Genomic DNA, 23,018 nt, shown 5'->3' on the forward strand with positions numbered 1-23,018 from the left:
TGGCACGCGCCAGCGTGCAGGCGATGAGCCGCGGGGGCGCTTATGTTTAAAAAGATCCTGGTCGCCAATCGCGGCGAAATCGCCCTGCGCATCCAGCGCGCCTGCCGCGAGCTGGGCGTGAAGGCGGTGATGGTCTATTCCGAGGCCGATCGCGACGCCAAGTACGTCAAGCTGGCCGACGAGGCCGTGTGCATCGGCCCGGCGCCCTCGCCTCTGTCCTACCTGAACATGCCGGCCATCATCTCGGCCGCCGAGGTGACCGACGCGGAGGCCATCCACCCGGGCTACGGCTTCCTGGCCGAGAACGCCGACTTCGCCGAACGGGTGGAAAAGAGCGGCTTCCAGTTCATCGGCCCGACGCCGGACTCCATCCGCATCATGGGCGACAAGGTCTCGGCCAAGCAGGCCATGATCCGCGCCGGCGTGCCCTGCGTGCCGGGCTCGGAGGGCGAGCTGCCCGACGATCCGGTGCAGATCCGCCGCACCGCACGCTCCATCGGCTATCCCGTGATCATCAAGGCCGCCGGCGGCGGCGGTGGGCGCGGCATGCGCGTGGTGCACACCGAGGCAGCCCTGGTCAACGCCGTGCAGATGACCAAGGCCGAGGCCATGGCGGCCTTCGGCAACCCGGCCGTGTACATGGAGAAATTCCTCCAGAACCCGCGCCACATCGAGATCCAGGTGCTGGCCGACAAGCACCGCAACGCCGTCTACCTGGGCGAGCGCGACTGCTCCATGCAGCGACGCCACCAGAAGGTGATCGAGGAGGCGCCGGCGCCGGGCATCCCGCGCAAGCTGATCGAACGCATCGGTGAGCGCTGCGTGGCCGCGTGCAAGAAGATCGGCTACCGCGGCGCGGGCACCTTCGAGTTCCTGTACGAAAACGGCGAGTTCTACTTCATCGAGATGAACACCCGCGTGCAGGTCGAACACCCGGTGACGGAGCTGATCACCGGCGTGGACATCGTGCGCACGCAGATCATGGTGGCTGCGGGCGAGAAGCTGCCCTTCACCCAGCGCCAGATCCAGATCAAGGGCCATGCCATCGAATGCCGCGTGAACGCGGAAGATCCCTACAAGTTCACGCCGTCGCCCGGGCGCATCACCATGTGGCACGCGCCGGGCGGCCCCGGCGTGCGCGTGGACTCGCATGCCTACACCAACTACTATGTACCGCCGAACTACGACTCCATGATCGGGAAGATCATCGTGCACGGCGACACGCGCGAGCAGGCCCTGGCGCGCATGCGCACGGCCCTGACCGAGACGGTGGTGGAGGGCATCAGCACCAACGTGCCGTTGCACTGTGAGCTGATGGTGGACGCCAACTTCGTGGCCGGCGGCACCAACATCCACTACCTGGAAGAGTGGCTGGCCCAGCGCAAGCGCTGAGCGGGCCGCACACCTTTCGCACGCTGGCACCTGGCGACGGGTGCCAGCTTTTTTGTGGGCCCCGAGTGCCCGTTTTCGTGAGGGATGCGCCATGTTCGAGCTGACCCTGCTGTGCCCCGAAGAGCGCGTGGAAGTGCTGGGCGAGGCCTTTGATGCGCTGGACGCCCTGAGCGTGTCGGTGGAAGACGCCGATGCCCAGACCGAGGCCGAGCAGGCCCTGTTCGGCGAGCCCGGCATGCCGGCCCCGCGCGAGGCCTGGCAGCGCAGCCGCGTCACCGCGCTGTTTTCCAGCCAGGCCGCGGCCGAGGAGGCCGCCACGCTGCTGGCGGCGCAGGACTTTTTTGCCGGCTGCCAGGTGCTGGGCATCGCCGCCGTGCCGGAGCAGGACTGGGTGCGAATGACGCAGTCGCAGTTCGACCCGGTGGAGATCACGCCCGAGTTCTGGATCGTGCCCAGCTGGCACGAGCCGCCCGCCGGCGCGCGCCAGACACTGCGGCTGGACCCCGGCATGGCCTTCGGCACCGGCACCCATCCCACCACGCGCATGTGCCTGCGCTGGATCGCCGGCCAGGGCAGCACCCGGGGCTTGGGCACGGTGCTGGACTACGGCTGCGGCTCGGGCATCCTGGCCATCGGCGCGGCCAAGTTCGGGGCTGAAGCCGTGGACGCCGTGGACATCGACCCGGCCGCCGTGCAGGCCACCGAGGACAACGCCCGCGCCAACGGCGTGCAGCTGCGTGCCGGCCTGCCTGACCTGGCGCGGGGTGAGTACGGCACCGTGCTGGCCAACATCCTGGCCACGCCGCTCAAAGTGCTGGCGCCGCTGCTGTGCGCCCACGTGGCGCCGGGCGGGCACCTGGTGCTGGCCGGCATCCTGGAGCGCCAGGCCGACGAGCTGAAGGAGGCCTACGCTCCGTGGCTGCAGCTGTCCGTGGCCGACAGCGAGGACGGCTGGATCCTGATGGCGGCGCGCCGCTGAGCGCCGCCGCCCGTACAGGGCGGGCGCCTAGAATCCTCCGCCGATGAGCCAGATCACACGCTGCCCGCATTGCGCGACCGCCTTCCGGGTGGTTGCCGACCAGCTGCGCATCTCGGACGGCTGGGTGCGCTGCGGCCAGTGCAAGGAGGTGTTCGACGCCACCGAGCAGCTGGGGCCGGAAGAGCCCGCGCCGCTGCTGGCCGACATGCCGATGGACCGCCTGGCCACGCCGCATGCGGCGCCGACGCGCGCCGCACCGCCGGCCGAGCCCAGCGTCTGGAGCAGCGCCCGCGCCGCGCCGGCGCCCGTTCAGCCATCCATTCAGGCGCCCGCGTCGGCCCCTGTCACTGTGCTGGCGCCCCAGCCCGCGCCAGCGGCCGCAGCCCCCGCGCCGTGGCAGCAACTGCCGCCGCCACCCGTGCCCGCCTTTCTGCTGGCCACGCCCGTGCCGCCGGCGGTGCAGGAGGAATCCGCCGCCAACGCGCCGGCGCCGGCCGATGAGGTCCAAGCGCCTGTCGCCAGCGAGCCGGCGTTGTCTGAAGAGCTGCCGCAAGAGATCGAAGAAGCGCCGGAGGCATTGCCCGAGCCTGCTGCGCAGGTGCTGCCGCTGGACGAGGGGCCTGTGGCAGACGCCGATGAGGCGGAGCCACCGCTTGCCGCGCCCGCCGAAGAAACCGTCCCGTCGCCACCGCTGCGCACCTACCCGGCCGAGGACGAGGATGAAGAGATCCCGCTCGGCCCCGAGCCCGAATTCGTCCGCATCGCCCGCCGCAGCGCCTTCTGGCGCCAGCCGGCCGTGCGCGGCCTGCTGGCGCTGCTGGTGCTGGCGCTGGCGGCCCTGCTGGCCGGGCAGGCGGCGCTGCACTACCGCGATGCGCTGTCGGCCCGCTACCCGCAGGCGCGCGTGGCGCTGCAGCAGCTGTGCGCGCGCCTGGGCTGCATGCTGCAGCCGCCGCGCGACATCTCCGCCGTGGTCATCGACAGCTCGTCCTTTTTGAAGGCGCGCGGCGACGCCAGCCGCTACGAGCTGCAGGTGGCGCTGAAGAACACGGCAGCCCACCCCGTGGCCATGCCGCTGCTGGAACTGACACTGACCGACGCCCAGGACCAGCTGCTGGTGCGCCGCGTGCTGCGTCCGGAGGGCGAGCTGGGCGCCGCCCCCGAGCTGGCGCCCGCGGCCGTCTGGAGCGCCACCGCGCCCGTGCAGCTGGAAGGCGGCACGCCGGTGGCCGGCTACCGGCTGCTGGCCTTCTATCCCTAACCACTCTTTGATTCGACACACCACATGGCAGCACTGATCTGCGGCTCCCTGGCCTTTGACACCATCATGACTTTCGAGGGCCGCTTTGCTGCGCAGATCCTGCCCGAGCAATTGCACATCCTGAACGTGTCCTTCCTGGTGCCCACGCTGCGGCGCGACTTTGGCGGCTGCGCCGGCAACATCGCCTACAGCCTGAAGCTGCTGGGCGGCGACCCGCGCCCCGTGGCCATGCTGGGCAGCGACGGCGAGGACTACCTGGCGCGCCTGCGCGATCTGGGCATCGACACCCGCCACGTGGCCCAGGCGGGCGACGCCTACACCGCCCAGGCGATGATCATGACGGACCAGGACAACAACCAGATCACCGCCTTCCACCCCGGCGCCATGCTGCACGCGCACCGCACGCGCATCGCGGCCGGCGAGGCGGGCGCGGCCATCGGCATCATCGCCCCGGACGGGCGCGAGGCCATGCAGGAGCACGCGGCGCAGTTCGTCGCCGCGCAGATCCCCTTCGTGTTCGACCCGGGCCAGGGCCTGCCCATGTTCGACGGCGAGGAGCTGCGCCGCTTCATCGGCCAGGCCGGCTGGGTGGCGGTGAACGACTACGAGGGCAAGATGCTGTGCGAGCGCACGGGCTGGAGCCTTCAGGAGATTTCGCAGCGCGTGCGTGGCTTGGTGGTGACGCTGGGCGGCGAGGGCTGCGAAGTCTGGGAGCAGGGCGAGCGCACCCACGTGCCCGCCGCGGCGCCCGCCGAAGTGGTTGACCCCACGGGCTGCGGCGACGCCTGGCGCGGCGGCCTGCTGTACGGTCTGGAGCGCGGCTGGCCCCTGGCGCGCTGCGCCCGGCTGGGCAACCGCCTGGGCGCGCTGAAGATCGCCCGGCGCGGGCCGCAGAACTACGAGCTGGACTTCGACCCGGAAAGCGTGTGAGCTTCTGGTAGACGCTACAAAATTAGGAGCTTTTGGCGCTTTCCTAGAGCCGGTTTACGATATATTTCTATCGCAAAGCCGTGCCAATCAAGCGGCAGTAGCTCTCTTTTTTGAAGCAGCAGGACAAGAAAAAACCCGGCGCAGGCGCCGGGTTTTTCGTTGGAGCGCTAGCCCGTCCTCAGGGCTTGCCGCCGGTGGGGAAAGGCCAGGCCGCCTGCGGGCTCAGCGTGGTCTGCGCGGCGGGTGCCGGCGCGGGCGCTGCGGCCTTCTTCGCAGGGGCGGCCTTCTTCGCCGGGGCCGGTGCCTTCTTAGCGGGCGCCGCTGCCTTCTTGGCCGGTGCAGGCGCTGCGGCCTTCTTCGCGGCCGGGGCTGCCTTCTTGGCCGGCGCCGCCTTCTTCGCTGCCGCCGGCGCTGCCTTCTTGGCGGCGGGCGCTGCGGCCTTCTTCGCCGGTGCCGCTGCCTTCTTGGCGGGGGCTGCGGCCTTCTTGGCGGGTGCGGCCGCCTTCTTGGCTGGTGCCGCCTTCTTCACGGCAGCGGTCTTGCCCGTGGTCTTCTTGGCCGGCGCTGCGGCCTTCTTGGCCGGCGCTGCGGCCTTCTTGGCCGGCGCTGCGGCCTTCTTGGCCGGTGCCGCCTTCTTCACGGCGGTGGTCTTGGCGGTGGCCTTCTTGGCGGGCGCTGCCGCCTTCTTGGCCGGCGCCGCAGCCTTCTTCGCGGGGGCTGCTGCAGTCTTCTTCACGGCGGCCTTCTTGGCCGGCACGGCCGCCTTCTTGGCGGGTGCTGCTGCTGCCTTCTTGGCCGGTGCGGCGGCCTTCTTGGTGGCAGCGGCGCCCGCGCCTGCGGCGGCCTTCTTGGTGGCCGGCGCCTTGGCGCTGGCGGTCGTGCCCGTCGTCTTCTTGGCGGGGGCGGCTGCAGGTTTCTTCGCAGCGGGTTTCTTCGCAGTTGCCATCATTTTCTCCTTGGGGTCGGTTGGCAGAGAGCACCCGGCGCCTGCATTGGGCGGCGGGCGATCCATGGCAACGACGCTTGCGTCCGCCACCACGAATGCGACAAAACGCTCCGGCGCTGCGGCGCATGGCGCCTGGTGCGGAGGGAGCGTGAAAGAAAACCCATGGCCGTCGTGCGCTGGCGCGTGTCAGTCCCAGGACAGCGCCCCGCCGGTCTGGTACTCGATGACGCGCGTCTCGAAGAAGTTGCGTTCCTTCTTCAGGTCGATCATCTCGCTCATCCAGGGGAAGGGGTTTTCCTCGTTGGGGAACAGCTCCGGCAGGCCGATCTGCGTGGCCCGGCGGTTGGCGATGTAGCGCAGGTAGCCCTTGAACATGGAGGCGTTCATGCCCAGCACGCCGCGCGGCATGGTGTCTTCGGCGTAGCGGTATTCCAGGTCCACGGCGTGGTGAAAGAGCGCCGCGATCTCGTCCTTGAACTCGGCCGTCCACAGGTGCGGGTTCTCCAGCTTCAGCTGGTTGATCAGGTCGATGCCGAAGTTGCAGTGCATGGACTCGTCGCGCAGGATGTACTGGTACTGCTCGGCCGCGCCGGTCATCTTGTTTTGCCGGCCCAAAGCCAGGATCTGCGTGAAGCCGACGTAGAAGAACAGGCCTTCCATCAGGCAGGCGAAGACGATCAGGCTCTTGAGCAGCGTCTGGTCGGCCTCGGGCGTGCCCGTCTTGAACGACGGGTCCATGATGGCGTCGATGAAGGGGATCAGGAACTGGTCCTTGTCGCGGATGGAGGCGACCTCGTTGTAGGCGTTGAAGATCTCGCCTTCGTCCAGGCCCAGCGACTCGACGATGTACTGGTAGGCGTGGGTGTGGATGGCTTCCTCGAAGGCCTGGCGCAGCAGGAACTGGCGGCATTCGGGCGCGGTGATGTGGCGGTAGGTGCCCAGCACGATGTTGTTGGCCGCCAGCGAATCGGCCGTGACGAAGAAGCCCAGGTTGCGCTTGACGATGCGGCGCTCGTCTTCGGTCAGGCCGTTCGGGTCCTTCCACAACGCGATGTCGCGCGTCATGTTGATCTCCTGCGGCATCCAGTGGTTGGCGCAGGTGGCGAGGTATTTTTCCCAGGCCCACTTGTACTTGAAGGGGACGAGCTGGTTGACGTCGGTCTTGCCGTTGATGATGCGCTTGTCGACGGCGGCGACGCGCCCTGCGCGGGCCGGCAGGCGCGGCTCCTGCGGGAGGCCGCTGTGCTGGCCGCCCTGCGGGAGATTTTGCGATGGGGTCTTGACTTCTTCGTCCCAGGTAAGCATGGCTTTTCCAGTGCTCGGATTATGGAAGCAGTGCTTCAAAAAGGAAAGCACCGAAGCGTTGTGCAGCCGCGTTTGTTGCGTGGTCGCCTGCTGCGTGTGGCTTCGATGCGGCGGTTTGTGCGCGGGCCGTCGCGCCGTTACTGGCAGGCTTCGCAGCCGGGGTCGTCGATGGCGCAGAACTTCACGTCGGTGGCAGGCTCGGCCATGGCCGCCGCGCCCTCGTGCGCATCGGTGGGCACGGCGTTGAGCTGGCGCTTGTTCACCGTGCTCATCTCGACGTGCGTAGCGCTTTGCGTGCGCAGGTAGTAGGTGGTCTTCAGGCCGCGCAGCCAGGCCAGCTTGTAGGTCTCGTCGAGCTTTTTGCCCGAGGCGCCGGCCATGTAGATGTTCAGACTCTGCGCCTGGTCGATCCACTTCTGGCGCCGTGCGGCAGCCTCCACCAGCCATGCGGGCTCGACCTCGAAGGCCGTGGCGTACAGCCGCTTGATGTCTTGCGGCACGCGGTCGATGGGAGCGAGCGAGCCCTTGAAGTGCTTGAGGTCCATGACCATCACGTCGTCCCACAGCTTCAGGCGTTTCAGGTCGCGCACCAGGTACTGGTTGATGACGGTGAACTCGCCCGAGAGGTTGGACTTGACGGACAGGTTGCCGAACGAGGGCTCGATGGACGCGTCCACGCCCACGATGTTGGAGATGGTGGCCGTGGGCGCGATGGCCACGCAGTTGGAGTTGCGCATGCCGTGCTGCGCTATCTGGCTGCGCAGGGCCTCCCAGTCCAGGCGCGTGCTGCGGTCCACTTCCACGTGGCCGCCGCGCTCGCGCGCCAGCAGCTCCAGCGAGTCCAGCGGCAGGATGCCGCGCGACCACAGCGAGCCGTCGTAGCTCTCATACGTGCCGCGCTCGCGCGACAGCTCGGTGGAGGCCAGGTAGGCGTAGTAGCAGATGGCCTCCATGGACTCGTCGGCGAACTGCACGGCCGCGTCGCTCGCATACGGCACGCGCAGCTCGTACAGCGCATCCTGGAAGCCCATCAGCCCCAGGCCCACCGGGCGGTGGCGCAGGTTGGACTGGCGCGCCTTGTCCACGGCGTAGTAGTTGATGTCGATGACGTTGTCCAGCATGCGCATGGCCGTGGCGATGGTGCTGCGCAGCTTGTCGTGGTCGATGCGGCCGTCCTTGAGGTGGCGCGACAGGTTGACCGAACCCAGGTTGCACACGGCCGTCTCGGTGTCGCTGGTGTTCAGCGTGATCTCGGTGCACAGGTTGCTGGAATGCACCACGCCCACGTGCTGCTGGGGCGAGCGGATGTTGCACGGGTCCTTGAAGGTGATCCAGGGGTGGCCCGTCTCGAACAGCATCGAGAGCATCTTGCGCCACAGATCCACGGCCGGCACGCGCTTGAACAGCTTGAGCTGGCCGCTGTCGGCCTGGGCCTCGTAGGCGGTGTAGGCGCGCTCGAAGGCCTGGCCGTACAGGTCGTGCAGCTCGGGCACGTCGGACGGCGAGAACAGCGTCCACTGACCCTTGTCCATGACGCGCTTCATGAACAGGTCGGGGATCCAGTTGGCGGTGTTCATGTCGTGCGTGCGCCGGCGGTCGTCGCCGGTGTTCTTGCGCAGCTCCAGGAACTCCTCCACGTCCAGGTGCCAGGTTTCCAGGTAGGCGCAGACGGCGCCCTTCCTCTTGCCGCCCTGGTTCACGGCTACGGCCGTGTCGTTGACTACCTTGAGGAAGGGCACCACGCCCTGCGACTCGCCGTTGGTGCCCTTGATGCGCGCGCCCAGGGCGCGCACGCGCGTCCAGTCGTTGCCCAGGCCACCGGCGAACTTGGACAGCAGGGCGTTTTCCTTGATGGACTCGTAGATGCCACCCAGCTCGTCGGGCACCGTGGTCAGGTAGCACGAGGACAGCTGCGAGCGCAGCGTGCCGCTGTTGAACAGCGTGGGCGTGCTGCTCATGAAGTCGAACGACGACAGCAGCTCGTAGAACTCGATGGCGCGGGCATTGCGGTCGTCCTCCTTCAAGGCCAGGCCCATGGCCACGCGCATGAAGAACGACTGGGGCAGCTCGATGCGCGCCTTGTCCACGTGCAGGAAATAGCGGTCGTACAGCGTCTGCAGGCCAAGGTAGTCGAACTGCTGGTCGCGCTCTGCCTTCAGGGCTGCAGCCAGGCGAGGCAGGTCGAACTGCAGCAGGGCGGGGTCGAGCAGCTCGTGATCCACGCCGCGCTGCACGAACTGCGGGAAGTGCTGCACGTAGGCGGCGGCCATTTCTGCAGGCGCCACGTCGCGGCCCAGCACCTCGCGCACGATGGTGTGCAGCAGCAGGCGCGCGGTAGCGTAGGTGTAGCCAGGGTCTTTCTCGATCAGCGTACGCGCGGCCAGGATGGAGGCCTTGTACACCTCGCCCATGGGCACGCCGTCGTACAGGTTGCGCAGCGTCTCGGCGGCGATGGGCGCTGCCTGCACGTCCTCGCCCAGGCCGGCGCAGGCAGATTCGATCAGCGCCTGCAGGCGCAGCACGTCCAGCTCGACACGCTGGCCGCCGTCCTGCACGAACAGGGCCGGCATCTGCGGCATGAGCTGCTCGCGCTGGTGCGCGCGCTCCTGCGCGCGGCGCTCGCGGTACAGCACATAGGCGCGCGCCACCTCGTGGTGGCCGCCGCGCATCAGGCCCAGCTCCACCTGGTCCTGCACGTCCTCGATGTGGAAGGTGCCGCCCGCCGGGCGCGAGCGCATGAGGGCGCGCATGACCGTCTGCGTCAGCTCGTCCACGATCTCCCGCACACTGGCCGAGGCCGCGCCCTGCGCGCCATGCACGGCCAGGAAGGCCTTCATCATGGCGACGGCGATCTTCTGCGGCTCGAAGGGCACGACGGCGCCGTTGCGCCGGATGATCTGGTAGTGCTCGAGCGCGCTGCCCATGCCCGCAGGCTGGACCGTGGCGGGGGACGCCTGGGGGGCGCGCGGAGTGTCGGCCAGGGCCGAGGGAGAGACAACTTGCATGGTTTTCCTTTCCGGGGAGGGCGTCGGACGGGCGGCGCAAGGCGGGCGCGGCAGCGCGCCGGCCAGGCTGCAGGCCGGGTGCCGCGACCTGTACGTCGGGCACTAGATTTAGCGTGGTCTGCTAGTGTAGAACACTATAGGTAGTGTTCTGGCGGTGCAAGCGTCAAACCCCGATTGGCGAAGTTTTCTGACACTGGGGCGTGCCCGGTTGACAGCGCCCGGGCGGGGAGTTGGCCGGCCGTCAGGGGCGCGCGGCCGTGCCGGGCGGCAGCAGCACGCCGCTGCCGGCCAGGGCGCGCCACATGCGGTGCCATTCGAAGCCGCTGCCCGGGTCGTCCTTGCGCTGCGGGGCGATGTGTTCATGGCCGGCGATGAAGCGGATCGGAAAGCGCTGCATCAGGGCCCGGCACAGCCGCAGCAGGGCGGCGTACTGGGCCGGCTCGAAGCGCAAGCCCTCCAGCCCTTCCAGCTCGATGCCTACCGAGTCATCGTTGCAGTTGTCGCGCCCGCGGTAGTGCGAGCGTCCCGCGTGCCAGGCGCGCCGTTCGGCGTCCACGAACTGCCAGACCACGCCCGTGCGCTCGATGAAGAAGTGGCTGGACACCTGCAGCCCGGCGATCTGCATGAAGTAGGGGTGGGCGTCCCAGTCCAGCCGGTTGGTGAACAGCCGCTGCACCTGCCCGCCGCCGTAGCTGCCCGGCGGCAGGCTGATGGAGTGCACGACGATCAGGTCCACCTGGGCACCGGCGGGCCGCTCGCCCTCGTTGGGCGAGGGCAGGCGGCGCGCGCCGGCCAGCCAGCCGCCGCGCCACGGGCCGCTACTGCGCGTCGCCATGCTCGTCGCCGCCCTGCGGCACGGCGATGTCCAGCCGCGCGATGCGGTAGCGGATCTGCCGCAGGCTGATGCCCAGGCGCGCCGCGGCCGCCGTGCGGTTGAAGCCTGATTCGTGCAACGCGCGCACTAGGATTTCGCGCTCTTGCTGGTCCAGCCAGGCCTGCAGGTCGCCCGGCATGTCGGCCGGGGCGGGGCCCGCAGGGGAGACGGCAAGGGTGCCTGTGGGCGCGGCAGCGGCGCCCGGCTCGGGGTCCTCGATGTGCAGCTCGCGCCCGTCGCTCAGGGCCACGGCGCGGTGCAGCAGGTTCTCCAGCTCGCGCACGTTGCCGGTCAGCGGATGGCGCGCCAGCTGCTGCAGGGCGGCGTCCGTCAGGGGCGGCACGGCAATGCCGCCTTCCTCCTGGATGCGCGCCAGCAGCGCCGCGCACAGGGCCGGCAGATCCTCGCGGCGTTCGCGCAGCGGCGGCACCACCACCTCGATGACGTTCAGGCGATAGTACAAATCCTGGCGAAAGCGCCCGGCCTGCACGTCGGCGGCCAGGTCGCGGTGCGTGGCGCTGACGATGCGCACGTCCACCGCCTCCTCCTGCGTGGAGCCCAGCGGGCGCACGCTGCGCTCCTGGATGGCGCGCAGCAGCTTGGACTGCATGGGCAGCGGCAGGTCGCCGATCTCGTCGAGGAACAGCGTGCCCCCGCGCGCCGCCTGGAAGAAGCCCTCGCGATCCTGGCTAGCGCCAGTATAGGAGCCCTTGCGGGCGCCGAAGAACTCCGCCTCGAGAAGGTTCTCGGGGATGGCGCCGCAGTTGACGGCCACCAGCGGCCCGCCAGCGCGCTGGCTGCTGGCATGCAGGGCGCGTGCCACCAGCTCCTTGCCCGTGCCCGACTCGCCGCGCACCAGCACCGGCGCCATGCTGCGCGCCACCTTGGCGATGCGCTGCTTGACGGCGCGCATGGCGCTGGATTCGCCGATCAGGCGCTCCAATGCATCCTGAGCTTGCGCCGGGACCTTGGCGCGCACGCCGCGCTGGGGCGCCGGCACGCCGCCCATGCCCTGGATGGCGGAGGCCACCACGGCGCGGAACTGCTTCAGGTCCACCGGCTTGGTCAGGTAGTCGAAGGCGCCGGCGCGCAGCGCCTCCACGGCGTTCTCGGCCGAGCCGTAGGCGGTCATGACCACGCAGCGCTCGCGCCGCTGCTGCTCGCGCAGATGGTGCAGCAGGTCCATGCCGACGCCGTCGGGCAGGCGCATGTCGCTGATGACCACGTCGAACTTTTGCGCCGACAACTGCTCGCGCGCCTCGGCCACGCTGGCGGCGGCCTCCACCCGGTAGCCCTCGCGCAGCAGCGTCAGTTCGTACAGCGTGCGCAGGTCGGGTTCGTCGTCGACGACAAGGATGGAGGCGGCGGCAGGTGTGTTCATGGGCGTTGCTTCAGTGCCCGATTGTGTCAAACAGCGACGGCGTGCTGGCCGAGAGGTTGCTGCCACGGAACAGGACCGTAAAAGCGTTGCCCGGCACTTCGCCACGCGACAGGCTGCGGCTGGTCCGCTGGTAGCTGATGGCGGCGCCGTGGCGCTGGCACAGCTCGCGGCAGATGTACAGGCCCAGGCCGCTGGAGCGACTCTCGGACGAAAAGAAGGGTTCAAACAGGTGGCGCTCCACGCTCTGGTCCAGCGGCGCGCCGTCGCTCCAGATCTGCAGCCCGGCCCGACCGCTGGGCGTGGTGCGCGTGGACACGCACAGCGAGTTGGCATGCGGGCTCATGTAGCGCAGGGCGTTGTCCAGCAGGTTCACCAGCACGCGGCGCAGGTGCTCCGGGTCGAATTCCACCTGGACGCTACCCGCCTCCAGCTTGAGCTGCCCCTGCCGCCTGGCCGGATCATGGGCCTGCCAGTCGACCCAGATCTGGCGCACCGCCTCGTCCAGCGCCACCATGGCCGGTTCGGCGTGCTGCGGCCGGTGCTGCACGCGGGCGATGTCCAGCACCTCTTCGGTGATGCGCACCAGGCGCTCGGCGTTTTGCCGCACCATGCTGGTCAGCCGCTGGTGGGCCGGGTCGGACAGGTCTTCGGCCAGCAGCTCGTTGGCCTGGGAGATGGCGGCCAGCGGGTTGCGGATCTCGTGGGCCACGGCGGCAGACATGCGGCCCATGGCGGCCAGCTTCTCGGTGCGCAGGCGCGCCTCCATCTCGCGCAGGTCGTGCAGGAACATCACGCACAGCGGCTCCTCGTCGGCGCTGAGGGCGGCGGCGCGCGTGTGGGTGGGCCAGCTGCGCACGCGCAGGGCCATGGGGGCCACGCCGCCGTGCAGTATGTTCACGTCCACCGTCTGCGGCACCTGCAGTGCGAAGGTTTCGCGCGCCAGCGCCAGCAGTGGCGCCCAGGCGCCGTGGTGCCCCAGCGCGAAGGGCACGCCGCCTTCGGCGTGCGGGCCCAGCAGCAGCAGAGCGGCCGGGTTGGCCAGTCGCACCTGACCCTCGGTGTCCAGTACCAGCACGCCGTCGGCCACGTGCTGCATGACCAGGGCGCTCACGGCGCGCTGCGTGCGGGCGTCCATCTGGCTGCGCTGGGCCGTCTCCTGTTCGCTGATCAGCCGTGCGGCCAACAGGTGGGTCAGGTAGGCGACGACGAAGTAGCCGGTGCCGGTCAGGGCCGCCTGCAGGTACATGGGGGCGTTGTCGGTGCCGCCAGCCCCTACGGCCCAGCCCAGCAGCAACAGCGTGGCGCAGGCGGCCGTGCCCAGCGCCAGGGTGAGCGTGCCCAGCACCGAGGCCAGCAGCAGCGGCAGCCCGAACAGCGGCGTGAAGTTCACCGAGCTGCCGCTTTGCAGCGCCTGCAGCACGGCGATAAGCACCAGATCCACGCCAATGGTGGAGAGCCAGTGCAGCCCCGGTTGGGGCGGCGGCGGCGTACGCCGGCCGAAGGCGCGCAGCGACAGCGTGGCGATGAAATACAGGCCGCTGGCCAGAAGCAGCAGCGGGCTGGCCAGCTGGTTCACGGCCGAGCCCGTCAGCACCAGCAGCACCAGGGCCAGCGCCACCATGACGCGCGCGGTCAGGAAGGCGTGCCACAGCCGCGCGAAGGGCAGGTTGCCCTGCGCAAGCGTGGGCGGCGAGCGCACGCGCCTCAGCCCTCGCGCTGGTGCGCGGGGCTGCAGTAGCAGCGCCCGTCCTGCTGCAGGGCCTGCGAACGCGGCAGGTGCACGCCGCAGCGCGCGCAACGCACCATGGGTTCGGGCAGAGGCTTGCTGGCAGGCGGTGGAGGCGGGGCCGCCCGGCGCTGGCCGCTGCGCCACAGGCCGTAGACCACGGCCACCACGGCCAGCAGTACCAGGTATTTCAGCATCAGGTCACCCGCTCCAGCACCACTTCCATGACGAAGCGCGAGCCGGCGTAGGCCAGCAGCAGCAGCGCCGCGCCGGCGTAGAGCACGCGTACTGCCTTGCGCCCACGCCAGCCGAAGCGGGCGCGGCCCAGCAGCAGCACGGCGAAGGTGATCCAGGCCAGTACCGAGAACACGGCCTTGTGGTCCCAGCGCCAGGCGCGGCCGTACAGCACCTCGCTGAACAGCCAGCCGGCGGCCAGGGTGGCCGACAGCAAAACGAAGCCGGCGGCCACGAAGCGGAAGGTGAGGCGCTCCAGCGTCAGCAGCGGCAGGCTGCTGGACAGCTCGGCCGCCTGGCGCATTTGCCGCTCGGCCCGGCCCATGAGCCAGGCGTGGATCACGGCCGCCGCGAACAGGCCGTAGCAGGCAATGCCCAGCGTCAGGTGCAGTGCCAGCCAGGGCGAAGCCGACACGTGCAGTGCCCGGCCAGGAAATATTGCTGCCAGCACGACGGCCGCGGCCCCCAGGGCACTGAGCATGGCGCGGGCGCGCATCTGCGGGAACAGCTGGTGCTCCACGGCATAGGCGGTGAGCACCAGCCACGCCGTCATGGACAGCGCTGGCGCAAAGCCGAAGTGCGGCACGTTGCCCAGCAGGCTCCAAGCCAGGGCGGCTGCGTGCAGCAACCAAGCCGGTGCCATGGCCCAGGGGCTGCGCGTGCCGCCGGTGCGTGCGGCAGCGGCCGCCGCCGCACCATAGGCCAGAGCCGCGGCGCCTGCCAGCAGCCAACTGGCCAGGGATGCGCTGGGTAAAATCATGGGTTCGCAGTTTAGCCGTCCGCCACCGGGCGGCGCCCGCCCGGCCGGCCGCTGTCGCAGCGCTGCCGGCGCCTCTGGAGCAAGCAGCCATGGCCTCCGCGCTTACCGACAAACTCACCCGTCTCGTCAAGGAGATGCGCGGCCAGGCCCGCATCACCGAATCCAACGTGCAGGACATGCTGCGCGAGGTGCGCATGGCCCTGCTGGAGGCCGACGTGGCCCTGCCCGTGGTGCGCGACTTCATCGCTCGCGTCAAGGACAAGGCCCTGGGTCAGGAGGTGCTGGGCAGCCTGAAACCCGGCCAGGCGCTGGTGGGCATCGTCAACAAGGAACTGGCCGCCACCATGGGCGAGGGCGTGGCCGACATCAACTTGGCCGCCCAGCCGCCCGCCGTCATCCTGATGGCCGGCCTGCAGGGCGCGGGCAAGACCACCACCACGGCAAAACTGGCCAAGCACCTGCAGGAAAAGCGCAAGAAGAAGGTGCTCACCGTCTCGGGTGACGTGTACCGCCCGGCGGCCATCGAGCAGCTCAAGACCGTGACCAGGCAGGCCGGCGCCGAGTGGTTCCCCAGCAGCCCCGACCAGAAGCCCCGCGACATCGCCGCCGCCGCGCTTGACTATGCAAAGAAGCACTATTTCGACGTGCTGCTGGTGGACACGGCCGGGCGCCTGGCCATCGACGAAGTGCTGATGCAGGAGATCCAGGATTTGCACGCCGTCCTCAAGCCCGTGGAGACGCTGTTCGTCGTCGATGCCATGCAGGGCCAGGACGCGGTGAACACCGCGCGCGCCTTCAAGGAGGCACTGCCGCTCACGGGCATCGTGCTGACCAAGCTGGACGGCGACTCGCGCGGCGGTGCGGCGCTGTCGGTGCGCCAGGTGACGGGTGCCCCCATCAAGTTCGCCGGTGTGTCCGAGAAGATCGACGGGCTGGAGGTGTTCGACGCCGAGCGCCATGCCGGGCGCATCCTGGGCATGGGTGACATCGTGGCGCTGGTCGAGCAGGTCAGCGCCGGGGTGGACATGGAGGCGGCGCAAAAGCTGGCCGCCAAGGTCAAGAGCGGTGACGGCTTCGACCTGAACGACTTTTTGTCGCAGCTGCAGCAGATGAAGCAGATGGGCGGGCTGTCCAGCTTCATGGACAAGCTGCCCAGCGAACTGGCGGCCAAGGCCGGCCAGGTGGACATGGACCGCGCCGAGCGCGACATCCGCAGGAAGGAAGGCATCATCTGCAGCATGACGGCGCAGGAGCGCCGCAAGCCCGAACTCATCAAGGCCACGCGCAAGAAGCGCATCGCCGCCGGCGCCGGGGTTCAGGTGCAGGAAGTGAACCGCCTGCTCAACGAGTTTGAGCAGATGCAGGGGATGATGAAGAAGATGAAGGGCGGCGGCCTCATGAAGCTCATGAAGAAGATGGGCGGCATGAAGGGCATGAAAGGCATGAAGGGTCTGCCCGGCATGCCCTTCTGAGATTTATGGTCTTTTTGGCCTCCAGCGCTTATGGATAAAGCGCTGGCAGCTATATAAAAGATAGCGACTGGTGCCTGCGCGGTGCGCGGCCGCGTGACGTGCAGGCCGTCACGTCGATCTCCACTCCGCTGTCGATCATCGGTGCTGCCTTCAGCCGGGCGACCTGCCCAGCCCAGCGAATCTCCCTTCGGACAGTGTGGCTCGCACCCGCTGGCGCGACGATGGAAAGGCATGATGACCGTGGCTGTTGCTGATTTTTTTCTCGACCCGTCCTTCAAGGGCTTTCCGGCGGCGGCTGCGCCAGGCCCTGCCAGTGCCATTGCCCAGCGTGGCTGGAACGTGCTGGCGGACGATCTGCCGCTACCGCTGGCGGTGCTGCGCCGCTCGGCTCTGCGGCACAACCTGGCCTGGATGCAGGACTTCGCCCGGCGCAAGGGCATCCTGCTGGCGCCGCACGGCAAGTCCACCATGTCCCCCGAACTGTTCGCGCTGCAGCTGCAGGCCGGCGCCTGGGGCCTGACCCTGGCCACGGCCTTCCAGGTGGGCATAGGGGTGTCAGCCGGCGCACGGCGCATCATCATTGCCAATCAGGTCGTGTGCGACGCCGACTTGGACGCGCTGGATGCGCTACTGGCCCGTCAGGCGGACTTGCGCCTGTGGTTCCTGGTGGACTCTCTGGCGCAGCTGGCCCTTATCGAGGACTGGGCCGCGCGGCGCGCCAGCGCCCGGGTGTTCGACGTGCTGCTGGAGATGGGCATCCCCGGCCAGCGCACGGGCTGCCGCAGCCTGGAGCAGGCGCTGCAGCTGGCGCGGGCACTGGCTGCCTCACCGGTGGTGCGCCTGGCAGGCATCGAGTGCTACGAAGGCGGCGTGGCGCGCTGCGACAGCGAGCACGACGTGCGTGAGGTGACCGGCCTGGTGCGACGCGTGGTGGAGGCGGCGCGCGCTTGCGATGCCGAAGGGCTGTGGAGCGCCGACGCGGACGTCATCCTGCTGACGGCCGGTGGCTCGGCCGTCTTCGACCTGGTCGTGCCCCTGCTGCAAACCCAGGGGCTGTCGCGCCCCGTGCGGGGCGTATTGCGCTCGGGCTGCTACATCACGCACGACCATGGCAACTACCGGCGCTTCCTCGCACTGGTGCAGCAGCGTGAGGGCCTGCAGGAGGCTCTGCGTCCGGCGTTGACCGTCTGGTCCATGGTGCAGTCGGTGCCCGAGCCCGGACTGGCGCTGCTGACCTGCGGACGGCGTGACATTTCCTACGATCTGGAGATGCCCATTCCCGTCAGGCTGGCGCGGCGCAGTGCGCTCGCGGCGGAGGCGGTGCCCGGTCACTGGAGCGTCAGCGCCCTCAACGACCAGCACGCTTATCTGTGTTTCAACAGGGAGGCGCCTTCGGCGCAGCAGCCGCGGGTGGGCGACCGGGTGGAGCTGGGCGTCTCGCACCCCTGCACCACTTTCGACAAGTGGCGCTGGATGCCGGTGGTGGAGGACGATGGCCGTGTCACCGGAGCCATCCATACCTGCTTTTGACCCCGGTCGGGCGCTGGCCGACCTGGCTCGCAGGCCGGAAACCCCGTTGATGTTTGAGGGGCCGGCTGCCCGGCCCAGACGCACCGCATCGTCTGCTTAGGCAGCGCCGTGCCGCGCCGGGCGGCCGGCGTGCAGCCAGGCGCGGCGCAGCACCTGCGGCGACCAGGCTTCCTCGGGGATCAGCAGCCAGCGGTGCTCGCGCACGCTGCGGCCCAGCGCAGTCTGGCTGGTCAGCACCGTGAGCGGCACGGCCAGCACCAGGGGCAGGCCGATGGGTAGCAGCCACACCAGTGCGCTGCCGTCCAGGGCCGCCACGGCCAGGGCCAGGGCCAGCACCACCAGGCTCATGGGTGCCAGCCTGCGGGCGGCGTCCTTCCACGGCACGGCGGCGGCCTCGCGCGGAGGCGACTTCCAGTCCAGCGACAGGCCGGTCAGCGCCGCCAGCACGAACAGCGAATGCGCCAGCATGCGGATGGGCGCCTGCAGAATGGCCAGCGTGCTCTCCAGCAGCGCCCCTGCGAGGAGGTTGCCGGCGCCGCCGAACTGGCGTTGCTCGCCCTTGAGCAAAATGGCCAGCACGCCCATCACCCGGGGCAGAAACAGTACGCACAGCGTCAGCGCCCACAGGGCCAGCAGCTGCCCCGATACGGCGCTCCAGCCAGCCGCCAGCGGAGCGCCCGAGAGCCACAGCGCCGTGCCCAGCGTGATGAAGGCCAGCCACAGCGGCGCTGACAGGTAGGCCATGGCGCCTGTCAGCAGCATGGCGCGGTGCACCGAATGCAGGCCGGGCTCGGCGATGAGTTGCGCGTTCTGCAGGTTGCCCTGGCACCAGCGGCGGTCACGCTGCAGTTCGGCCAGCAGGTCTGGTGGCTGCTGCTCGTAGCTGCCGCCCAGGTCAGGCACCAGCCAGACTTCCCAGCCGGCGCGGCGCATCAACGCGGCTTCCACAAAGTCGTGCGACAGGATGCCGCCCGACAGCCCCCCCTTGCCCTGGATGGGTGCCAGGGCGCAGTGGCGCATGAAGGGCTCGATGCGGATGATGGCGTTGTGACCCCAGTAGTGCGACTCGCCCAGCTGCCAGAACTGCATGCCCAGGGTGAACAGTCGGCCGGTCACGCGCGAGGCAAACTGCTGCGCGCGTGCATGCAGCGTCACGTGGCCTATGCCTTGCGTGGCCGTTTGGATGATGCCGGCGCGGGGATGGGCCTGCATCAGCTTGGCCAGGGTGACCAGGCAGTGGCCGCTCATCACGCTGTCGGCGTCCAGCACCACCATGGATTCATAGTCGCGACCCCAGCGGCGGCAGAAGTCGGCCACATTGCCCGCCTTGCGCTGCGTGCGGCGCTGGCGCAGGCGGTAGTACACCTCCACCTGGGGCTGCTGCGCCTGCGTGGCCAAGGCCGTGCGCAGCTCCTCCCAGGCAGCGCGCTCAGCCGCGGCAATCTCAGGGTCGTAGCTGTCCGAAAGCACGAACACGTCGAAGCTGCGTGCATTGCCCGTCGCCGCCAGCGACTCACAGGTGGCGCGCAGCCCGGCGAACACGGTGGTCACGTCCTCGTTGCAGATGGGCATGACGATGGCCGTGCGCGCCTGCGGCGACAATTCCCGGCCCGCCACGCTGCGTGCCGACAGGGCGTGGGCATCCCCGCGCAGCAGCACCCAGGCGCCCATCATGGCGGTGTAGAAGCCCGTGGTGACCCACAGCGACAACAGGGCGAAGAGGGCCAGCTGACCGTATTCCAGCCAGGCGCTGCCATAGGCCGGCTGCACGCTGGCGAACAGCGCCGTGGCCACGGCGCTGGTGACCAGCGACAGCAGCACGAACACCTGGCGCCGCCGCGTGGCCGCCTGCTGCCAGACGGGCGCCTGCTGCGGTGCCCGCGCCGGGGCGCGGCCCGTCAGGCGCATGAGCGCCGCCGTGCCCAGGCTGTTCCAGAAGCCCCGCCATGGCACCGGCACCATGGAGCCGCGGTGCAGGGGCGGCGCCGTGAAGGCGTTCGGATGGCGTTGCTCGCGCTCGGCCCAGGAGCGCGTCTCATGCAGGCTTACTCGGGAAGAAGAATGTGCGTCCATGTTTCGCTCACTGCGTCGTTGTCGTGTTGAAGGAAGGCGCGCAGCTCGACCGGCTGGCTCGCGTCCAGTCGCTGCACGCGCAAGGTCATGCGCCAGCCGCCGGTGGCGGGGTTGGGGTAGGCCAGGCTCTCCAGCACGCGGCCGTTGGCATCGCTGCTGACGCGGGCTTTCAGCTGCGCGCCGGCAGGCAGCGCCTGCAGGGCGGGGCCGGTGAAGTCCAGCACGTACTGCACCTGGCCGCGCAGTTGCTCGGGGCTTTGGCGCGTGTAGCCCATGCCACGGCGTGTCTGCGTCACCCAGCTGCCCGGGGGGCGCTGCTGGGTGTCCCCCTGCCAGAGGATTTCGTAGTCGAACTCCAGTGCCTGGCCGGGTTGGGGGCGCTGCTCGGGCACCCAGTAGGCGACGACGTTGTCGTGGGTCTCGTCCGGGGTGGGCAGCTGCACCAGTTCCACTCGGCCCGGGCCCCAGGCGTTGAGAGGCCGCACCCAGGCGCTGGGACGGCGCTCATAGCGCGCCTCCACGTCCTCATAGCTCGACCACTGCCGGTCGCGCTGCATCAGGCCGAAGCCCTGAGGGTCGCGCAGCGCAAAGGAGGTCACGCTGAGCGTGCGTGGGTTCTGTAGCGGGCGCCACAGCCACTCGCCATTGGCAGCGGCCACCATCAATCCGTCGGAGTCGTGCACTTCGGGGCGGAAGTCGCCAGGGTGCGGCTGGTTTTCCCCGAAGAAGAACATGCTGGTCAGCGGTGCGATGCCCAGCGTCGCGATCGGAGCGCCTTCGCCGCGGATGAACAGGCGGCTGCGCACGCGCGTCACTGTCTGTGCACCGGGCTGGATGTCGAAGCGGTAGGCACCCGTGGCACGGGGGGACTCCAGCAGCGCGAACAGGGTCACCTGCTTGGCCTGTGCCGTCGGGCGCACCAGCCAGAACTCCGTGAAGCGGGGAAATTCCTCCGCCTTCCCGCCAACGGTGTCGATCGCCAGGCCCCGGGCTGACAGGCCGTACTGCTGGCCCTGGCCCAGTGCGCGGAAATAGCTGGCACCCTGGAAGACCGCCAGCTCGTCCTTGTAGCCAGACGAATTCAGCGGGTAGTGCAGCCGCAGGCCGGCAAAACCCAGGTCGCCCCAGCGCTGGGGCTGCAGGCGGTTGGCGCCGAAGTCGAAGGCCGAGCGGTCGTAGCCGATGTGGCGTACCGAACCATCGGGCGCCACCTCGTTCACCAGCACGGGCTGGGGCTGCAGGGCGCCACGGTGGAAGAACATGACTTCGTAGGGCAGGCCCTGGTCGCGCCACAGGGCGCGCTCGGGGCGCCAGCGGATGTCGCGCAGGCCGTCGTAGTCCAGTCGCGCCAGCTCAGTCGGCAAGGCTGCGTCAGCAGCCTTGAAGGGCTGGGCGGCGCGCTCACGGGCCAGCCGGGTGAGGTCCTCGAAGTCGAAGGCCGCGGCAGGTCCGGCGGCGCAGGCCAGCAGCACTGCCGCAGCGGCCAGCCAGCGTGGGGCCATGCGGCAAGGGACAGGAGAAATGGGCGTCATGCCCTGGTAGGGCAAACCCTGTGCCAGAAAGAAAAAACGCTGGCCTGATAGTCACTTGGCACTGATACGCCAGGTAACTGGATGCACAAGACCCTTAGATGCGCCTCTGATAGGCCCTCACGTCGTCAGCGGGCGACGGAAAAATGTAGGACTGCAGCGAAAATCTATTGAAAATCAATAGGTTATTCATGTCGCTCATTGGCGACAGGTGGGTTGGGGCCTTCTTCTCCCTTGAAATGGCCGGGTGTCAGGGCGTGCTTTTGCAGCAGCCGGTAGAACTCCGTGCGGTTGCGCTGCGCCAGCCGGGCGGCATCGGCCGCGTTACCGTCCGTCATCTTCAGCAGGCCCACCAGGTAGTCGCGCTCGAAGCGCTGGCGCGCCTCGGCCAGACTGAGCACCTGCACCGCCGGGATGCGCAGAGCACGCTGCACCAGACTCAGCGGCACCAGGGGCGTGGTGGACAGGGCGCAGACCTGCTCGACCACGTTGTAGAGCTGGCGCACGTTGCCCGGCCACGGCGCGGCGCCCAGGGCCTTCAGCGCTTCGGGCGAAAAGCCGGACAGGCGCTTGCCGTACTTGCGTGCCAGCGCGCTCAGGAAGTGATTGGCCAGGAGCGAAATGTCCTCGCGGCGCTCGGCCAGCGAGGGTAGGCTGAGCGTGACCACGTTCAGGCGGTAATACAGGTCTTCGCGAAACTGGCCCGCGGCCATGGCCGCCTCCAAGTCGCGGTGCGTGGCCGAGAGGATGCGCACGTCCACGGCGATCGACTGGCTGGAGCCCACGGGCCGCACGGCCCGCTCCTGCAGCACGCGCAGCAGCTTGACCTGCAGGGCCGGCGGCATGTCACCGATCTCGTCCAGCAGCAGCGTGCCGCCCTCGGCCGCCTGGAACAGGCCCTTGTGGTTGCTCACGGCATCGGTGAAGGCGCCCTTGACGTGGCCGAACAGCTCGGACTCCAGCAGCGCCTCGGGAATGGCGCTGCAGTTGACGGCTACGAAGGGCTGGCCCGCGCGCGGGCTGGCGCGGTGGATGGCCCGGGCCAGCAGTTCCTTGCCGGTGCCGCTCTCGCCCAGCAGCATCACGCTGGCGTCCGACTGCGCCACCATGCGCGCGTCGGCCAGCAGGTCGGCCATGCGGCTGGAGCGGCTGACGATCTCGGCGCGCCAGCCCTCGTCGGCCTGCGGCATCGGCGCGGCGGCAGGGGCCGCCAGGGTCAGCGCCTGGGCGACCTTGTCCATCAGTTCGCGCGCGTCGTAGGGCTTGGTCAGGTAGGTGAACACGCCGCGCGCCGTGGCCTCCACGGCATCGGGGATAGTGCCGTGCGCCGTGAGCAGGATGACCGGCATGGCCGGGTGGCGTGCGCGGATGTCGTCGAACAGCGCCAGGCCGTCGCGGCCGGGCAGGCGCACGTCGCTGATCACCAGCTGAGGGCGCTCGGCCTCGAACTGCGTCAGCGCCGCCTCGGCCGAAACGGCCGTGCTGACCGCGTAGCCGGCCGCGTTCAGGCGCAGCGACAACAGCCGCAGCATGTCTGCGTCGTCATCCACCACCAGGATGCGCTGGCGCGCGGTGGGGGTCTCGCTGGCTGGTTTGGAGGGGCGGGATGGCATGAGTGACA

17 protein-coding genes are annotated in these 23,018 nt (G+C 69.4%); 6 read left to right on the forward strand and 11 right to left on the reverse strand.

Annotated elements, in window-relative coordinates:
* Positions 1-42: 42 nt before the first annotated feature.
* From accC to RT282_RS13115, 4 genes are all read left to right on the forward strand, one after another.
* Positions 43-1,392 (forward strand): acetyl-CoA carboxylase biotin carboxylase subunit, encoded by a 1,350-nt coding sequence (gene accC / locus RT282_RS13100; protein ID WP_313080906.1) that lies wholly within the window; start codon positions 43-45, stop codon positions 1,390-1,392.
* Between the two features lie 91 nt (positions 1,393-1,483).
* Positions 1,484-2,371: a 50S ribosomal protein L11 methyltransferase gene (gene prmA / locus RT282_RS13105; protein ID WP_313314818.1), complete on the forward strand. Its 888-nt coding sequence runs from the start codon at positions 1,484-1,486 to the stop codon at positions 2,369-2,371.
* Positions 2,372-2,414: 43 nt separating this feature from the next.
* The gene (locus RT282_RS13110) at positions 2,415-3,632 is read left to right on the forward strand and encodes a DUF3426 domain-containing protein (RefSeq protein ID WP_313314821.1); all 1,218 of its coding nucleotides are present in this window, start codon (positions 2,415-2,417) and stop codon (positions 3,630-3,632) included.
* A gap of 24 nt (positions 3,633-3,656) precedes the next feature.
* Positions 3,657-4,562 carry a carbohydrate kinase family protein gene (locus RT282_RS13115; protein ID WP_313314824.1) on the forward strand — a complete coding sequence of 302 codons (906 nt, stop codon included), beginning with the start codon at positions 3,657-3,659 and terminating at the stop codon, positions 4,560-4,562.
* Between the two features lie 178 nt (positions 4,563-4,740).
* Here RT282_RS13115 and RT282_RS13120 read toward each other — a convergent pair whose 3' ends face one another.
* The 8 genes from RT282_RS13120 to RT282_RS13155 form a co-directional block, all read right to left on the reverse strand.
* A complete protein-coding gene (locus RT282_RS13120) occupies positions 4,741-5,508 on the reverse strand; it encodes a hypothetical protein (protein WP_313314827.1) in 768 nt (255 codons plus the stop codon).
* A gap of 186 nt (positions 5,509-5,694) precedes the next feature.
* On the reverse strand, positions 5,695-6,813 hold the full coding sequence (locus tag RT282_RS13125) for a ribonucleotide-diphosphate reductase subunit beta (RefSeq protein WP_313314830.1): 1,119 nt from the start codon (positions 6,811-6,813) through the stop codon (positions 5,695-5,697).
* Positions 6,814-6,950: 137 nt separating this feature from the next.
* A complete protein-coding gene (locus RT282_RS13130) occupies positions 6,951-9,818 on the reverse strand; it encodes a ribonucleoside-diphosphate reductase subunit alpha (RefSeq protein ID WP_313314834.1) in 2,868 nt (955 codons plus the stop codon).
* 241 nt (positions 9,819-10,059) lie between these two features.
* Positions 10,060-10,653 carry a 1,6-anhydro-N-acetylmuramyl-L-alanine amidase AmpD gene (gene ampD / locus RT282_RS13135; RefSeq protein WP_313314836.1) on the reverse strand — a complete coding sequence of 198 codons (594 nt, stop codon included), beginning with the start codon at positions 10,651-10,653 and terminating at the stop codon, positions 10,060-10,062.
* A complete protein-coding gene (locus tag RT282_RS13140) occupies positions 10,637-12,073 on the reverse strand; it encodes a sigma-54 dependent transcriptional regulator (protein WP_313314839.1) in 1,437 nt (478 codons plus the stop codon). Before RT282_RS13140 ends, ampD begins: the two co-directional genes overlap by 17 nt.
* A 10-nt stretch (positions 12,074-12,083) precedes the next feature.
* The gene (locus RT282_RS13145) at positions 12,084-13,772 is read right to left on the reverse strand and encodes an ATP-binding protein (RefSeq protein WP_313314842.1); all 1,689 of its coding nucleotides are present in this window, start codon (positions 13,770-13,772) and stop codon (positions 12,084-12,086) included.
* 5 nt (positions 13,773-13,777) lie between these two features.
* Positions 13,778-13,996, reverse strand: coding sequence for a PP0621 family protein (locus tag RT282_RS13150; protein ID WP_409519485.1), 219 nt, complete (start codon positions 13,994-13,996; stop codon positions 13,778-13,780).
* Positions 13,996-14,793, reverse strand: coding sequence for a cytochrome c biogenesis protein CcsA (locus RT282_RS13155; protein ID WP_313314845.1), 798 nt, complete (start codon positions 14,791-14,793; stop codon positions 13,996-13,998). Before RT282_RS13155 ends, RT282_RS13150 begins: the two co-directional genes overlap by 1 nt.
* An 89-nt stretch (positions 14,794-14,882) precedes the next feature.
* On the opposite strand from RT282_RS13155, the gene ffh reads away from it, so the two are divergent.
* Positions 14,883-16,265 carry a signal recognition particle protein gene (ffh, locus tag RT282_RS13160; protein ID WP_312756340.1) on the forward strand — a complete coding sequence of 461 codons (1,383 nt, stop codon included), beginning with the start codon at positions 14,883-14,885 and terminating at the stop codon, positions 16,263-16,265.
* 231 nt (positions 16,266-16,496) lie between these two features.
* Complete coding sequence (locus RT282_RS13165) at positions 16,497-17,795, forward strand: amino acid deaminase (protein WP_409519486.1); 1,299 nt, start codon at positions 16,497-16,499, stop codon at positions 17,793-17,795.
* Positions 17,796-17,891: 96 nt separating this feature from the next.
* Here the strand turns inward: RT282_RS13165 and mdoH are convergent, their stop codons facing one another.
* From mdoH to RT282_RS13180, 3 genes are all read right to left on the reverse strand, one after another.
* The gene (gene mdoH / locus RT282_RS13170; protein ID WP_313314850.1) at positions 17,892-19,868 is read right to left on the reverse strand and encodes a glucans biosynthesis glucosyltransferase MdoH; all 1,977 of its coding nucleotides are present in this window, start codon (positions 19,866-19,868) and stop codon (positions 17,892-17,894) included.
* Positions 19,841-21,370, reverse strand: coding sequence for a glucan biosynthesis protein G (locus RT282_RS13175; protein ID WP_313314851.1), 1,530 nt, complete (start codon positions 21,368-21,370; stop codon positions 19,841-19,843). The genes mdoH and RT282_RS13175 overlap by 28 nt, the downstream gene beginning before the upstream one ends.
* 212 nt (positions 21,371-21,582) lie before the next feature.
* Complete coding sequence (locus RT282_RS13180; protein WP_313081744.1) at positions 21,583-23,010, reverse strand: sigma 54-interacting transcriptional regulator; 1,428 nt, start codon at positions 23,008-23,010, stop codon at positions 21,583-21,585.
* Positions 23,011-23,018: the final 8 nt, after the last annotated feature.

It is taken from the genome of Pulveribacter sp. (assembly GCF_032079985.1).
GTDB lineage: Bacteria > Pseudomonadota > Gammaproteobacteria > Burkholderiales > Burkholderiaceae_C > Melaminivora.

Excerpts from the sequence above, each read along its gene's own strand:
- RT282_RS13120 (WP_313314827.1), bottom strand. The coding sequence starts at position 5,508 with ATGGCAACTGCGAAGAAACCCGCTGCGAAGAAACCTGCAGCCGCCCCC.
- RT282_RS13165 (WP_409519486.1), top strand. The coding sequence starts at position 16,497 with ATGATGACCGTGGCTGTTGCTGATTTTTTTCTCGACCCGTCCTTCAAG.
- prmA (WP_313314818.1), top strand. The coding sequence starts at position 1,484 with ATGTTCGAGCTGACCCTGCTGTGCCCCGAAGAGCGCGTGGAAGTGCTG.
- ffh (WP_312756340.1), top strand. The coding sequence starts at position 14,883 with ATGGCCTCCGCGCTTACCGACAAACTCACCCGTCTCGTCAAGGAGATG.
- RT282_RS13115 (WP_313314824.1), top strand. The coding sequence starts at position 3,657 with ATGGCAGCACTGATCTGCGGCTCCCTGGCCTTTGACACCATCATGACT.
- RT282_RS13180 (WP_313081744.1), bottom strand. The coding sequence starts at position 23,010 with ATGCCATCCCGCCCCTCCAAACCAGCCAGCGAGACCCCCACCGCGCGC.
- RT282_RS13150 (WP_409519485.1), bottom strand. The coding sequence starts at position 13,996 with ATGCTGAAATACCTGGTACTGCTGGCCGTGGTGGCCGTGGTCTACGGC.
- accC (WP_313080906.1), top strand. The coding sequence starts at position 43 with ATGTTTAAAAAGATCCTGGTCGCCAATCGCGGCGAAATCGCCCTGCGC.
- ampD (WP_313314836.1), bottom strand. The coding sequence starts at position 10,653 with ATGGCGACGCGCAGTAGCGGCCCGTGGCGCGGCGGCTGGCTGGCCGGC.
- RT282_RS13155 (WP_313314845.1), bottom strand. The coding sequence starts at position 14,793 with ATGATTTTACCCAGCGCATCCCTGGCCAGTTGGCTGCTGGCAGGCGCC.
- RT282_RS13110 (WP_313314821.1), top strand. The coding sequence starts at position 2,415 with ATGAGCCAGATCACACGCTGCCCGCATTGCGCGACCGCCTTCCGGGTG.
- RT282_RS13175 (WP_313314851.1), bottom strand. The coding sequence starts at position 21,370 with ATGGCCCCACGCTGGCTGGCCGCTGCGGCAGTGCTGCTGGCCTGCGCC.
- RT282_RS13140 (WP_313314839.1), bottom strand. The coding sequence starts at position 12,073 with ATGAACACACCTGCCGCCGCCTCCATCCTTGTCGTCGACGACGAACCC.
- RT282_RS13130 (WP_313314834.1), bottom strand. The coding sequence starts at position 9,818 with ATGCAAGTTGTCTCTCCCTCGGCCCTGGCCGACACTCCGCGCGCCCCC.
- RT282_RS13125 (WP_313314830.1), bottom strand. The coding sequence starts at position 6,813 with ATGCTTACCTGGGACGAAGAAGTCAAGACCCCATCGCAAAATCTCCCG.
- mdoH (WP_313314850.1), bottom strand. The coding sequence starts at position 19,868 with ATGGACGCACATTCTTCTTCCCGAGTAAGCCTGCATGAGACGCGCTCC.